This window comes from Rhodococcus sp. SJ-3 (genome assembly GCF_051918125.1).
Classification (GTDB): Bacteria; Actinomycetota; Actinomycetes; order Mycobacteriales; family Mycobacteriaceae; genus Rhodococcus.
Map to the genome: position 1 here is coordinate 568,258 of NZ_CM123306.1, position 14,620 is coordinate 582,877.

Genomic DNA, 14,620 nt, shown 5'->3' on the forward strand with positions numbered 1-14,620 from the left:
GGAACGCGTGCGCGCCGTGTGCCGATCTTAGCGACGATGAGCCAACGCGCCCAACGGATTTATCGCCGCGCGGCCCCGATCAGAGGAAGACGACGGCGGCGACGACCGAGTTCGACGAGTGCAGCCCGCTCCGTGATCTTGATTCGTGGCCGGCCGCTCGCGCGACCCGCAGCGCGTTCCGCAGCGTCGATGGCCCGCCACCCATCGAGGTCGACGCGGTCCGGGCGCCGCTCGGCCAGAAGCTTCCCGAGACTCCGGCGGTCGCCCCGCGGCGGTGCCAGCCGACCCGAGTCGAAATCGGCGAGTAACGTCGCCACGGTTTCCTTGGCGCAGGCCTTGTTGGTGCCGATGACGCCGCTCGGCCCGCGCTTGATCCAACCGGTGACATAGACACCGACGTCGACGCGGCCACCGGTACTGGGGACGACGGCACGCCGGTCGTCGAACGGCAGATCGGGAACGGGCACACCTCGATAACCGATCGACCGCAGTACGAGTCCCGCGTCGATGTCATCGACGTCATCGGTCACCCGCGCAACGAGCGCGCCCTCGGAATCTTCGACCAGCTCGGTGCGCGCGACCCGGACGCCGTCGACGCGGTCCGTGCCGAGCACCTCCGCGGGCACGGCGCGGTAGCGGAAGACTATGCGCCGATTGCCCTCCCGCACCTCGCTCCCCGCGTACTCACGCGCGAGCTGCACGCGCATCGCCACGGCGGGATCGCTCGCCACAGCGTTCGCGCCGGCCTCGTCGAGTTCCAGGTCGGCTTCGTCGATGACGATGTCCACACCCTCGAGCTCGCCGAGCGCGAGGAATTCGGGGTTGCTGTACGCGGCCTGCGCAGGCCCTCTGCGGCCGAGGAGAACGATCTCACGGATATTGCTGTGCCGCAGCGCCTCGAGGGCGTGATCGGCGATGTCGGTGCGCGCGAGGTCCTCGACGTCCATCGCGAGGATACGGGCGACATCGATTGCGACGTTGCCGTTGCCGACGATGACGGCGCGTTCACCGGACAGATCGAAGGTGCGGTTCGCATAGTCGGGATGGCCGTTGTACCAGGCCACGAATTCCGTGGCTGCGTGGCTGCCCTCGAGATCTTCGCCGGGAATGCCGAGGCGACGGTCGGCGGAGGCGCCCACCGCATACACCACCGCGTGGTGGTGGTCGAGCAGCTCCGCGTGGGTGAGGTCGCGGCCGATCTCCGTGTCGAGGTGCAATGCGAAGGCGTCTCGGCGGAAGGACCACTCGAATGACTCGGTGACCGCCTTCGTACCGGGATGATCGGGCGCGACGCCGGCGCGAACCAGTCCGAACGGGGTCGGCAGCCGATCGAACATCTCGACCTCGACATCGGATCGTTCGAGCAGTTCCTGCGTCGCATAGCAGGCCGCGGGACCGGCGCCGACGACCGCGACGCGCAGTGTTCCGCGATCCCGCGGCGCAGCCGGTGTCGGCACGAGAGGATTCCAGCCCTCCGGCATGGGATGCGCGCGGTAGTAGTCGGCGTTGATCTCGGCGAACCGGGCCTGGGACGGTTCGAGCTTGTCGTCGGGAAGGATGGCTTCGACCGGGCATGCGTCGGCACATGCACCACAGTCGATGCAGGTCTGCGGGTCGATATGAAGCATCTCCGCCGACCCGAATTCACGCTCGTCGGGGGTGGGGTGAATGCAATTGACCGGGCAGACGGCGACGCAGCTTGCGTCGTTGCAGCACGTCTGGGTGATGACGTAGGCCATGGCGAGATCCTCGAGGGGTGGGCGGCACAGCCGCATTTTCATGTAACACGCTGTAACAGTTATCTGAACTGTAGTCGTGCATTCGCACCCTCCGCAAGGCCGGTCCGCCGGATCGACATCAAAAGCCGGAGTCGACGTTCCGGTTCGGGCACGCAGCCCCTACGGTGGAGCGATGATGCCCCGCACCCTGATCCTGCTTCGCCACGGGAAGTCCGCGTACCCGGACGACGTGGACGATCACGAGCGCCCCCTCTCTCCACGCGGCCGCCGAGAAGCAGGTCTCGCCGGTCGATGGATGCGAGCCAACCTGCCTGAAATCGACGCAGTGCTGTGTTCCGACGCGACACGCACGCGCAAAACCCTCGCCGAAGCGACGATCGACGCACCCGTCGACTATCGCGCGGCGCTCTACGGGGCCACTCCCGAGGCCGTTGTCGCGGAGATCCGCTCGATGGACCCGGAAATTCACACCTTGCTCGTGGTAGGGCACGAGCCGTCGCTGTCCGAGACGGCTCTGAGCCTGGCCACAGACCACAGCAGCGACATCGCCCAGCAACTCTCCGAGAAGTTTCCGACCTCAGCGCTCGCGGTCCTCACCGTTCGAGGCAGCTGGGACGACCTCGAGCCGGGCCGCGCCGAGCTGACGGACTTTCACATCGCACGCTGAGCGTTTTCACATCGCACACTGAGCGGCACAGCAATACTGCGCGTCAGAGCGACGCTCCCTACGGACAATATCCCGGAAACCACAAAGGTCCCGCCCTGAAGAGAGAGGGCGGGACCTTTGTGACTACGGCAGCGAACTACCGGTAGTCGTTGGAGTAACCGTAGTCATCCAGAGGCACTGCAGCACCGGTGTTCTGGCCGAAACCGTCCGGTGAGTAGTACTGGTCGTCGTACGCCGGGATGGCGTATGCGGCGGCACGAGCCTCCTCGGTGGGCTGAACCTGGATGTTCCGGTACTTGTTGATGCCGGTACCGGCCGGGATCAGCTTGCCGATGATCACGTTCTCCTTGAGACCGATCAGCTTGTCCGAGCGGCAGTTGATGGCCGCATCGGTCAGCACACGAGTGGTCTCCTGGAACGACGCCGCCGACAGCCACGAGTCGGTGGCCAGCGACGCCTTCGTGATGCCCATGAGAACGGGGCGACCGGCAGCCGGCTCGCCACCTTCCTGGACCACACGACGGTTCGCGGCCTCGAACTCGCTGCGCTCGACGAGCGAGCCGGGCAGGAACTCCGTCGCGCCCGAATCGATGATCGTCACGCGACGCAGCATCTGACGGACGATGGTCTCGATGTGCTTGTCGTGGATAGACACACCCTGGCTCCGGTAGACCTCCTGGACCTCGTGGACCAAGTGGATCTGAACCTGGCGGGGACCCATCACGCGCAGCACCTCGTGCGGATCGGCAGCACCTTCGAGGAGCTGCTGACCGACGTCCACATGGTCGCCGTCACCGAGGACGCCCTCGGTGCCGTCGGCCTTGCGGATCACGTGCAGACGCTGACGCTTCGACAGCTTGTCGTAGACGACCTCTTCGCCACCGTCGTCGGGGACGATCGTGATCTTGTAGAAACGATCGTCGTCCTCGAGGCGGATACGTCCGGAGACGTCGGCGATCGGAGCCTTGCCCTTGGGGATACGGGCTTCGAACAGCTCCTGGACACGGGGCAGACCGCCCGTGATGTCCTCACCGACACCACCCTGGTGGAACGTACGCATCGTCAGCTGCGTACCGGGCTCACCGATCGACTGGGCAGCGACGATACCGACGGCCTCGCCGATGTCGACGAGCTTGCCCGTTGCCATCGAGCGGCCGTAGCAGGTCGCGCAGACGCCGGTGCCCGTGTCGCAGGTCAGGACCGAGCGGACCTTGACCTTCTGGATACCGGCCTCGAGGAGAGCCTCGATCGCGGGATCGCCGAGGTCGGAGCCGCGCTCGACCACGACGTTGCCTGCCGCATCGATTGCGTCCGTCGCCAGCGTGCGAGCGTACGTGCTCGTCTCGATGTGAGCATCGCGGACGAGCCTGCCGGTCTCGTTGCCCTGTGCGTCACGCTCGGGCTCGGCAATGATCATCTCGATACCACGCGGCGTGCCACAGTCGACCTCGCGGACGATGACGTCCTGCGAGACGTCCACCAGACGACGGGTCAGGTAACCCGAGTCGGCGGTACGCAGAGCGGTATCGGCCAGACCCTTACGCGCACCGTGCGTGTTGATGAAGTACTCGGCGACGGTGAGGCCCTCACGGAACGAGGACTTGATCGGACGAGGAATGAACTCGCCCTTCGGGTTGGTCACCAGGCCCTTCATACCCGCCAGCGAGCGGATCTGGGTCATGTTGCCCGCGGCTCCGGACTTCACGATCGTCGGGATCGGGTTGTCGTCCGGGTAGTGCGCCTCCATAACCTGGCCGACCTCTTCGGTCGCTTCCTGCCACAGCTTCACGAGTGAATCGCGACGCTCGTCCTCGGACAGCTTGCCTCGGTCGTACTGCCGCTGGATCGAATCGGCCTGACCCTCGTAACGCTCGAGGATCTCCTTCTTCTCCGGCGGAACCAGCACGTCCGACATCGCGATCGTCACGCCCGAACGCGTGGCCCAGTAGAAGCCCGCGTCCTTGAGCTTGTCGACGGTCTGTGCGACAACGATCATCGGGTAGCGCTCGGCGAGATCGTTGATGATCCCGGCCTGACGCTTCTTCGGCATGATGTCGTTGACGAAGCCGTAGTTGGCCGGCAGCAACTCGTTGAACATCACGCGACCGAGCGTGGTCTCGGCGAGCCAGTCCTCGCCGTAGCGCCATCCCTCGGGGAACAGTTCGTTCTCGATCTCGCGCGGCGGACGCTGCTGCGACAGACGCACCCGGATGGGGGCCTGCACCGAGAGCACGCCCCGGTCCACAGCCATGATGGCCTCGGCCGGCGACGAGTACACGCCCTGCTCCGGCTCGTCGGCGGACGCAGGCTTGTACGCGCCTACCCCTTCCTCGACGAGGCGGGTCAGGTGGTACAGACCCGTCACCATGTCGAGACGGGGCATAGCGAGCGGACGGCCCGATGCCGGCGACAGGATGTTGTTCGACGACAGCATCAGGATGCGTGCCTCGGCCTGAGCCTCTGCCGACAGCGGCAGGTGCACGGCCATCTGGTCACCGTCGAAGTCGGCGTTGAAGGCCTCACACACGAGCGGGTGCAGCTGAATGGCCTTACCCTCGACGAGCTGCGGCTCGAACGCCTGGATGCCGAGACGGTGCAGCGTAGGTGCACGGTTGAGCAGGACCGGGTGCTCGTTGATGACCTCTTCGAGGACATCCCACACCTGGGGGCGCTGACGCTCGACCATGCGCTTGGCCGACTTGATGTTCTGCGCGTGGTTCAGGTCCACGAGACGCTTCATCACGAACGGCTTGAACAGCTCGAGAGCCATGAGCTTCGGCAGACCGCACTGGTGCAGCTTGAGCTGCGGACCGACGACGATGACCGAACGGCCCGAGTAATCGACGCGCTTACCGAGCAGGTTCTGACGGAAACGACCCTGCTTGCCCTTGAGCAGATCGGACAGCGACTTGAGCGGGCGGTTGCCCGGACCCGTCACCGGGCGGCCACGACGACCGTTGTCGAACAGCGCGTCGACGGACTCCTGGAGCATCCGCTTCTCGTTGTTGACGATGATCTCGGGAGCACCGAGGTCGATCAGTCGCTTGAGACGGTTGTTCCGGTTGATGACGCGGCGGTACAGGTCGTTGAGGTCGGAGGTCGCGAAGCGACCGCCGTCGAGCTGCACCATCGGGCGCAGCTCCGGCGGGATCACCGGAACGGCGTCGAGGACCATGCCCATCGGCGAGTTGCCGGACTGCTGGAATGCCGCCACGACCTTGAGACGCTTGAGCGCACGGAGCTTCTTCTGCCCCTTGCCGCTGCGGATGATTTCGCGCAGCAGCTCGGCCTCGGCGTCGATGTCGAAGGTCTCGATGAGCTTCTGGATGGCCTCTGCACCCATCGCGCCGGTGAAGTACTCGCCGTAGCGGTCCTGCAGTTCGCGGTAGATCAGCTCGTCGACGATGAGCTGCTTGGGAGCGAGCTTTGTGAAGGTCGTCCAGATCTCGTCGAGACGATCGAGCTCACGCTGAGCGCGGTCGCGCAGCTGACGCATCTCGCGCTCGCCGCCGTCCTTGACCTTGCGACGGACATCCGACTTGGCGCCTTCGGCCTCGAGCTCGGCCAGATCGGCTTCGAGCTTCTGCGCGCGGGCCTCGAGGTCTGCGTCGCGCTGGTCGGCGACGCCCTTCTTCTCGACCTCCATCTCGGCCTCGAGCGTCGAGAGCTCGTTGTGACGGAGCTCGTCGTCGACCGACGTGATGACGTACGCAGCGAAGTAGATGATCTTCTCGAGATCCTTCGGAGCGAGGTCGAGGAGGTAGCCGAGACGGCTCGGCACGCCCTTGAAGTACCAGATGTGGGTCACGGGTGCGGCCAGTTCGATGTGGCCCATCCGCTCACGACGCACCTTGGCGCGGGTCACCTCGACGCCACAGCGTTCGCAGATGATGCCCTTGAAGCGGACGCGCTTGTACTTACCGCAGTAGCACTCCCAGTCCCGGGTGGGGCCGAAGATCTTCTCGCAGAAGAGGCCGTCCTTCTCGGGCTTGAGCGTGCGGTAGTTGATGGTCTCCGGCTTCTTGACCTCGCCGTACGACCAATTACGGATGTCGGCCGCAGTGGCCAGACCGATCCGGAGTTCATCGAAGAAGTTGACGTCGAGCACGTAACTTCCTTTCCCCTGTGCGGGCTTTGTTGCTGCTAGTTGTCGCTATCGCTGCCGGGGCCCGATGCGGTACGCGGCCGGTGTGACTCGGTGGCGTACCGCATCGGTTCGGCTCCTAGTTCGCGAGGTCGTCGACCGTGGCCGACTCGTTGCGGGAAAGGTTGATGCCCAGGTTGGCTGCTGCCCGCTCCAGGTCCTCATCGTCGCTGTCGGCCATCGCAATGGCAGCGCCGTCGCTGGACAGCACCTCCACGTTGAGGCAGAGGGACTGGAGTTCCTTGAGGAGCACCTTGAACGACTCGGGGATGCCGGGCTCGGGGATGTTCTCGCCCTTGACGATCGCCTCGTACACCTTCACGCGACCCACCACGTCGTCGGACTTGATGGTGAGCAGCTCCTGCAGCGTGTATGCGGCGCCGTACGCCTGCATGGCCCAGCACTCCATCTCACCGAAGCGCTGACCACCGAACTGCGCCTTACCGCCGAGCGGCTGCTGCGTGATCATCGAGTACGGACCGGTCGAACGCGCGTGGATCTTGTCGTCGACCAAGTGGTGCAGCTTGATGATGTACATGTAGCCGACCGCCACCGGGTACGGGAACGGCTCACCCGAACGACCGTCGAACAGCGTCGCCTTACCGTCGGGACCGACCATGACCTCGCCGTCGCGGTTCGGCAGCGTCGACGACAGCAGACCCGTGAGCTCCTCCTCACGAGCACCGTCGAACACCGGCGTTGCGATGTTCGAGTCGGACTCGGCGGCGAGCATCTCCTCGGGCAGGTTCTGTGCCCAGTCGGGACGTGATCCGTCGTCGGCGACCTGCACGTTCCAACCGGCCTTGCCGATCCAGCCGAGGTGAGTCTCGAGGATCTGGCCGATGTTCATACGACGCGGAACACCGTGGGTGTTCAGGATGATGTCGATGGGCGTGCCGTCGGGCAGGAACGGCATGTCCTCCTGCGGGAGGATCTTGCCGATGACGCCCTTGTTGCCGTGTCGGCCTGCGAGCTTGTCGCCGTCCTGGATCTTGCGCTTCTGCGCGACGTACACGCGGACGAGCTCGTTGACACCCGGAGGCAGATCGTCGTCGTCCTCGCGCGAGAACACGCGCACGCCGATGACCTTGCCGGTCTCACCGTGAGGAACCTTGAGCGATGTGTCGCGGACCTCGCGCGCCTTCTCACCGAAGATCGCGCGGAGCAGACGCTCCTCGGGGGTGAGCTCGGTCTCGCCCTTCGGGGTGACCTTGCCGACCAGGATGTCGCCGTCGCGAACCTCGGCACCGATACGGACGATGCCGCGCTCGTCGAGGTCGGCGAGGACCTCGTCCGAGACGTTCGGGATGTCGCGGGTGATCTCCTCGGCACCGAGCTTGGTGTCGCGGGCATCGATCTCGTGCTCCTCGATGTGGATCGAGGTCAGGACGTCCTCTTCCACGAGGCGCTGCGACAGGATGATCGCGTCCTCGTAGTTGTGGCCTTCCCACGGCATGATCGCCAGGAGCAGGTTCTTGCCCAGCGCCATCTCACCGTTCTCGGTGCAGGGTCCGTCGGCCAGGACCTGGCCGGCCTCGACACGCTGGCCTTCGTCGATGATCGGACGCTGGTTCGAGCAGGTGCCCTGGTTGGACCGGTCGAACTTGCGCAGACGGTAGGTGCGGCGGGTGCCGTCGTCGGCCATCACCGTGATGAAGTCGGCCGACACCTCCTCGACCACGCCGGGCTTCTCGGTGACGATGACGTCGCCCGCGTCCACTGCGGCACGCAGCTCCATGCCGGTACCGACGACCGGGGCCTCGCTACGGATCAGGGGAACGGCCTGACGCTGCATGTTCGCGCCCATGAGGGCGCGGTTGGCGTCGTCGTGCTCGAGGAACGGGATCATGGCCGTCGCGACGGACACCATCTGCCGCGGTGAGACGTCCATGTACTCGACGGAGTCGGCACCGACGTACTCGATCTCCGCGCCCTTCTTACGGACGAGCACGCGATCCTCGGCGAACGTGTTGTCCGCGCTGATCGGCGAGTTCGCCTGCGCGATGAGGAAGCGGTCCTCTTCGTCTGCCGTGAGGTAGTCGACCTGATCGGTGACGACACCGTCGACGACCCGGCGGTACGGAGTCTCGATGAAACCGAACGGGTTGACCCGCGCGTACACCGACAGCGAACCGATCAGGCCGATGTTCGGGCCCTCAGGGGTCTCGATCGGGCACATGCGGCCGTAATGCGACGGGTGGACGTCGCGGACCTCGAGGCCCGCGCGCTCACGCGACAGACCACCGGGGCCGAGAGCCGACAGGCGACGCTTGTGCGTCAGGCCCGACAGCGGGTTGTTCTGGTCCATGAACTGCGACAGCTGCGAAGTTCCGAAGAACTCCTTGATCGCGGCCACAACAGGACGGATGTTGATCAGGGTCTGCGGCGTGATCGCCTCGACGTCCTGGGTCGTCATGCGCTCACGAACAACGCGCTCCATGCGGGACAGGCCCACGCGGATCTGGTTCTGGATCAGCTCACCGACGGTACGCAGGCGGCGGTTACCGAAGTGGTCGATATCGTCGACCTCGACCGGAACCTCGACACCGCCCGGAGCGGTCATCCAGTTCTCACCCGCGTGCAGACGCACGAGGTACTCGATGGTCGCGACGATGTCTTCCTCGGTGAGGGTCGACGCCTCGATCGGCTGGCCGGTGTTCAGGCCCAGCTTCTTATTGATCTTGTAACGGCCCACACGCGCCAAGTCGTAGCGCTTGTCCTTGAAGAACAGGTTCTCGAGGAGCGTCTGTGCGCTCTCCTTCGTCGGCGGCTCGCCCGGACGAAGCTTGCGGTAGATGTCGAGGAGCGCCTCGTCGGTGCCTGCGGTGTTGTCCTTCTCGAGCGTGGACATCATGATCTCGGAGAAGCCGAAGCGCTCCACGATCTGCTCGGTGGACCAGCCGAGTGCCTTGAGCAGCACGGTGACGGGCTGACGGCGCTTGCGGTCGATGCGCACACCCACGGTGTCGCGCTTGTCGACGTCGAACTCGAGCCATGCACCGCGACCGGGGATGACCTTGACGCTGTGCAGGTCCTTTTCGGTGCTCTTGTCGACGGACTTGTCGAAGTATACACCGGGCGAACGCACGAGCTGCGACACAACGACACGCTCGGTGCCGTTGATGATGAAAGTGCCCTTGTCGGTCATCATCGGGAAGTCACCCATGAAGACCGTCTGGCTCTTGATCTCGCCGGTGTTGTTGTTGATGAACTCGGCCGTGACGAACAGCGGAGCCGCGTACGTCATGTCCTTGTCCTTGCACTCCTCGACGGAGGCCTTGACCTCGTCGAATCGTGGATCGGAGAAGGAAAGGGACATCGAGCCCGAGAAGTCCTCGATCGGCGAGAGCTCGGCGAGGATCTCTTCGAGACCACCGGCGACGCTGCCGTCACCACGATCAGCAGCCTTCGCGCGCCAGCGCTCCGACCCGATCAACCATTCGAAGGAATCTGTCTGTAGATCGAGGAGCCCGGGAACTTCGAGGGGTTCGCGAATTTTCGCGAACGAAACCCTCTTCGGGGCTCCGGGGATTCCGGCAACTGCCTTGGTCTGGCTAGAGACTGCCAAGATGCGTCCTTCCAGCACCTCACGCGGGTCGCTCCAACCGGTGCGACCGCCGCTGTACCTGCTTCTTCATGTGGGGCGTTTCGGCTGGTCGCAACCCGAACTGAAACCCAGCCGAAGAATCCGATGAAGTCGCTCTCGGCGAACGATTCACGGGCTCACAGGTCAGGGGGTGGACAGGAGGCAGCCAGCGCAAAGAACCAACTTACACCGAACACACGGAAATGTCCACGGGGGTGCCTCAAAGAAACCTGGAGGCGACGTTGCGGGGTCGGTATCGCACAGGCGTACCGATAGAGTGACGTCTCACGTCGTTCTCGTCAAGAGTCATCGGCCCCCGGTGTCACACCCGCAACGCGACCGCCCCGGGCGCGACGCGTCTACTGATCGCGGATCTCCGAGACCAGCCAACGGCCATCCGCCTTCTCCATCCGCACCAGCAGCGGCGCTGCCGCACTCCCCTGTGCCACTCCGTCACCGGTCGCGCTGACATTGATGTACGCAGCGACCTCGGCGTGGACCTCGTCGATCATCCGTGCGCCGATGTGCGCCACATTCACCTCCGTCACGGTGCGGGTCTGTACCGCGGCGTCCTTGGTGACCTGGGCCGTCGAGTCGAACTCCACACGGCGCTCGTCTGTGAGCAGTTCGCGTATCTCGGCGAAATCCTCGTCGATGGTCTCGAAGTTGTACCCGTGCATCGCCTCGATCGCGTGCGCAGCAGCCTCGGTCACCGCAGCCGTCTCCGCCTGGTCGACCCACGCGACATTGCTGTCGGACGCTCCGGGGCGGAAGGCTGCGACTACGGCGAGCGCGCCCAGCACGACGGCGACCAGGGCCACCGCGAGCACCGGCATCCAGCTCGAACTCGGCCGTTTCACGTCGCCGGCCGGTAGCCCGGGGCCGGAATCGAGCGCAGGGGTGAGATGCGGCCGGTCGTCGGCCGACGGCCGAGTCTCGCCTGTTCCCGCGGCAGAGGCCCCTTCAGAATCGACCGTATCGATCTCGGTCTTCTCGTCGGCGCCGTTCGACGGACCGGAACCTACCGCTCTGTCGGGCCCGTCGGTGACCGCACCGGTCGAGCCGACCGGCTCGACCCGATCGGATTCGCTACTCGAAGAAACGGGGCCGGGGGTGACCGGACCTGCGCTCGACTCGGTCCTCGGACGGGACGCACCGGCGATCTTGGGTCGACGGCGCGGCGGCCCGGGATTGCGTCGCTGCGGTGGCACTAGGCGTTCTCCTTCGTCGGCTCGCTACTACTGTCGTTCGAGCCGTCACTGCTGGTCGAAACGTTCTTGCGGGTCACGGTGTCGCGACACCATTCGGCGCGGGAGCCTGCTCCGCGGGCGCGGATTCGGCAGGTGCAGGTCCTGCGGGTGCAGACCCCTCCGGTGCCGGCTGTGCGCCCGGAGCAGGCCCCTCCTCCATGCCGACCGAGCCGAGAGGCTCGATCGTCACCGCTTTCCAGACGTCGCCGTCCTTCGCCATCGAGGCGTTCACCGAAACCTTGTTGACCGTGAAGTACTCCGGGGTGGTCGTGCGCACCGCGAGCACGACGAGCGCTTTCGCCTGATCGTCGTCGGTGTTCAGTTCGGTCAACGACCCGAAGAGCACCTCCGCCGACATGCTGGTTCCCGTCGCAGCGACCTGATCGCGGATCTGCTGCTCCGTCGCGGCGAGATCGCCCAGCAACGCGTCTCCGGTGATCGACGAACGCATGTTGTCGAGCGACGCGTCGACATTCTGTGCATCGACACTGTTGAGGTTGATCGTCGCTTGGAAGGCGCCCTCCAGCGCGGCGTCGCGCGTGTCCGCCACCGAACGATCGACGATCAGTGCCTTCGCCCAGCCGAATCCGAACCACGCGACGGCCACAAGGGCGACCACCGCCAGCGCGCTCACTATCGAAAGGGCGACGGTTCTTGCTCTCACTCCACTAACCTACTCACTGCTCACTTCGGGGTGACTCCGAGAAGCGGCGCCAGCTGCGTCGCCACCGGATTCAGATTGAGCTTGTCGGGATCCTTCTTCGGCGTGAAATCCCACGGCTGGATGGTCGCGGGGTCGGCGAACACGATCCGGTCCGCGCTGCGTACACCCGTCACACTGCCCTGTGGTGCATCACAGGAAGCTTCCGTGTTGAACGGGAAGTCCTGGGCGTGATCGTCGAAGTTCGGGTTCTCCGCACGCATCTGCTCGATGATCTCGTACGTGCCCTCGTATCCGAGGGTGCACGACGGCGGGTTGTTCGTCTCCAGCACGATGCCCTGCCTCACCGTACCGTCGCCCGGGGCAACGGTGCCTGCGCTGGCCGCAACGGCAGGAAGGAATGCCAGCAGCGGCTGCAGTGCAATGGCCTGAGGTGCGAGGGTCTCGCCGAGCGCAGCGAGGTTGGTCAAGTCCGCGGTCAGGCCCGGTCCCGAATCCGCGATCAGCCGGCCCAGCTCTTCGCTCGCAGACGTACCGGTCTCGATGAGTCGGCGGATGTCGGGGTCGCTGTCGCGCAGCTGCGCGGTGATCAGGTCGAGATCGGAGCTGAACTGCTCGATTGCGGACGACTGCTCGGACTGGGTGTCGAGCACGGTCCTGCTGTCGCGGATCAACGTGACCGTCTGCGGCAGGTATTCGACACCCGAGTCACTGAGCTGTGCGAGCGAATCGACGAGCACCTGCAGTTCGTCGCCGCGGCCGTCGAACGCGTCGCCGAGTTCGGTGACCACCGTGTGCAGTGCATCCGTCGGCACCGACCGGGTCAGTTCGTTGGTGCTCACAAGCAGGTCTTCGACAGGCACCGGAAGGTCGTCGGCAGTCGACTCGATGATCGAACCGTCGACGAGATAAGGACCTTCGTCGGTGGGCGGCCGCAGATCGACGTACTGCTCGCCGATCGCCGACCGGTTCGCGACCACGGCCTGAGCCGATGCAGGGATCTCCGGCCCTCCGTCGTCGAGTTTCAGTTCGACGTCGATGCCGTCGCTGGTCAGCGAAAGGTCGCCCACCCTGCCGACCGGCACGCCTCGGTAGGTGACTTCTGCGTTCTTGAATACACCGCCCGAGCTGGGGAATCGGGCGTTGACGGTGTACTGGCCGAAACCCATGAGATTGTCCAGCCGGACGTAACGGGCCCCCACGAACACCACGCCGAGCAGCGCGATGACGACGAATGCCACGAGCTGAATCCTCACCAGTCGTGATCTCATCGGCCACCCCCGATTCCGAGCTGATCCATCAAGCCTTCGAGCGGGTTGGGCGGCGGGGCCGGTGCGGGCGCGCGGCTCCCGCCGGCCTCACCGATACCGGGAATTTCGACGCCCTCCGGCAGCGCGACACCTTCGGGAAGGGTCAGGAGATCGGGCAACGTCGGGGTCGGCAGTACCGGCAGCAAGGACACTGTCGGCCATCCCACGTGCGGCCCGTTTCCGTTGTAGTAGGGATTGGACGGGTCGACGACCGGCTTCGGGTTTCCGAATTTCGGCTGCCGGTAGACCGGCTCGCCCTGGCCCACGCCGAGCGAGGCGAGTGCGTCGCCGATCTGCAGGTCGACGATGAGGAACAGGTTCATCGAACCGCCGACGATGATGTCTTCGACACTGTCCGGGAACGGCACCGTCGGAACGAACGACAGGGACTGTACGAGGTCGTCGCCCGACGCGGCGAGTGCCTGAAGGGTCGGACGCAGAGCGAGCAGGTCGGCAATGAGATCGTCCTTGGACTGATCGAGGATGTCCGTCCCGACCGTTCCGAGCCGATCGAGCTGGACCAGGAGTTGCGTGAGTTCCGGCCGCTGCTGTTCGAGCACCTCGGTCGCCACCGGCAGGTCGTCGAGAATCGCCGCGACCTGATCGTTCTGCACGGCGACCCGCTCGGACAACGCATCGAGACCATCGATCGCGCGGGTGATGTCGTTTCGCTGCTGTTCGAGTCCGGTGATCAGGGATTCGGCTTCCTCGATGAGGCTGCGCGTCGTGCCCTCCCGACCGTCGAATGCCGTCGACAACTCTTCGATGACCGGGGCGAGCTGCCCGACACCACCACCGTTGAGCAACAGCGACAGTGCTCCGAGCACCGGTTCGATCTCGGTCGCATGCCGTGTCCGTTCGAGGGGAATGGTGGCGCCGTCGACGAGCTCACCCGTCGCCGGCTCGTCCGACGGAGGCGCGAGCTGCACGAACTTCTCGCCCAGCAGACTGCTCTGTTCGACAACCGCGAACGTGTTCGCGGGCAGGTCGGCTGCAGAGTTGAGAACGATCTCGACCTCGGCGGTCCATCCCTCCCCTGCCACGTCGATCGACTCGACGCGGCCCATCGGCACGCCGTCGACCTTGACGGTCGACTGCGGCACCAAGTCGAGGACGTCGTCGAATTCGATGCTGACCCGGATCGGCTCGTCGCCGAGATCGGCCCCGCCCGGCAGCGGAACGTCGTAGATGCCGCCACAGCCCGAGACCGTCACCGCGACAACACATGCCCCCACCCCGACGACCGTCGAACGCGGCAGGCTC

At 65.3% G+C, this 14,620-nt stretch carries 8 protein-coding genes; 1 reads left to right on the top strand and 7 read right to left on the bottom strand.

The window, feature by feature from the left end:
- Positions 1–59: 59 nt before the first annotated feature.
- Positions 60–1,739, bottom strand: a complete 1,680-nt coding sequence (locus tag ACTDXD_RS02420; protein WP_440127502.1) for an FAD-dependent oxidoreductase — start codon at positions 1,737–1,739, stop codon at positions 60–62.
- Between the two features lie 175 nt (positions 1,740–1,914).
- Between ACTDXD_RS02420 and ACTDXD_RS02425 the strand changes: the two genes are divergently transcribed.
- Entirely contained in the window at positions 1,915–2,406 is a 492-nt protein-coding gene (locus ACTDXD_RS02425; RefSeq protein ID WP_440127503.1) for a SixA phosphatase family protein, read from the top strand.
- A gap of 136 nt (positions 2,407–2,542) precedes the next feature.
- On the opposite strand, the gene ACTDXD_RS02430 is transcribed toward ACTDXD_RS02425, so the two are convergent.
- From ACTDXD_RS02430 to ACTDXD_RS02455, 6 genes are all read right to left on the bottom strand, one after another.
- Positions 2,543–6,514: a DNA-directed RNA polymerase subunit beta' gene (locus tag ACTDXD_RS02430; RefSeq protein WP_440125629.1), complete on the bottom strand. Its 3,972-nt coding sequence runs from the start codon at positions 6,512–6,514 to the stop codon at positions 2,543–2,545.
- Between the two features lie 115 nt (positions 6,515–6,629).
- Positions 6,630–10,136: a DNA-directed RNA polymerase subunit beta gene (rpoB, locus tag ACTDXD_RS02435; protein WP_440125630.1), complete on the bottom strand. Its 3,507-nt coding sequence runs from the start codon at positions 10,134–10,136 to the stop codon at positions 6,630–6,632.
- Positions 10,137–10,495: 359 nt separating this feature from the next.
- Positions 10,496–11,347 (bottom strand): hypothetical protein, encoded by an 852-nt coding sequence (locus ACTDXD_RS02440; protein ID WP_440125631.1) that lies wholly within the window; start codon positions 11,345–11,347, stop codon positions 10,496–10,498.
- Between the two features lie 73 nt (positions 11,348–11,420).
- Entirely contained in the window at positions 11,421–12,023 is a 603-nt protein-coding gene (locus ACTDXD_RS02445) for a hypothetical protein (protein WP_440127504.1), read from the bottom strand.
- 47 nt (positions 12,024–12,070) lie between these two features.
- Positions 12,071–13,318: an MCE family protein gene (locus ACTDXD_RS02450; RefSeq protein ID WP_440125632.1), complete on the bottom strand. Its 1,248-nt coding sequence runs from the start codon at positions 13,316–13,318 to the stop codon at positions 12,071–12,073.
- Positions 13,315–14,616, bottom strand: coding sequence for an MCE family protein (locus tag ACTDXD_RS02455; protein ID WP_440127505.1), 1,302 nt, complete (start codon positions 14,614–14,616; stop codon positions 13,315–13,317). Before ACTDXD_RS02455 ends, ACTDXD_RS02450 begins: the two co-directional genes overlap by 4 nt.
- Between the last annotated feature and the right edge of the window lie 4 nt (positions 14,617–14,620).

Bases quoted from the DNA above. Each gene is read 5' to 3' on its own strand.
- ACTDXD_RS02420 (WP_440127502.1), bottom strand. From the start codon at position 1,739: ATGGCCTACGTCATCACCCAGACGTGCTGCAACGACGCAAGCTGCGTC.
- ACTDXD_RS02450 (WP_440125632.1), bottom strand. From the start codon at position 13,318: ATGAGATCACGACTGGTGAGGATTCAGCTCGTGGCATTCGTCGTCATC.
- ACTDXD_RS02425 (WP_440127503.1), top strand. From the start codon at position 1,915: ATGCCCCGCACCCTGATCCTGCTTCGCCACGGGAAGTCCGCGTACCCG.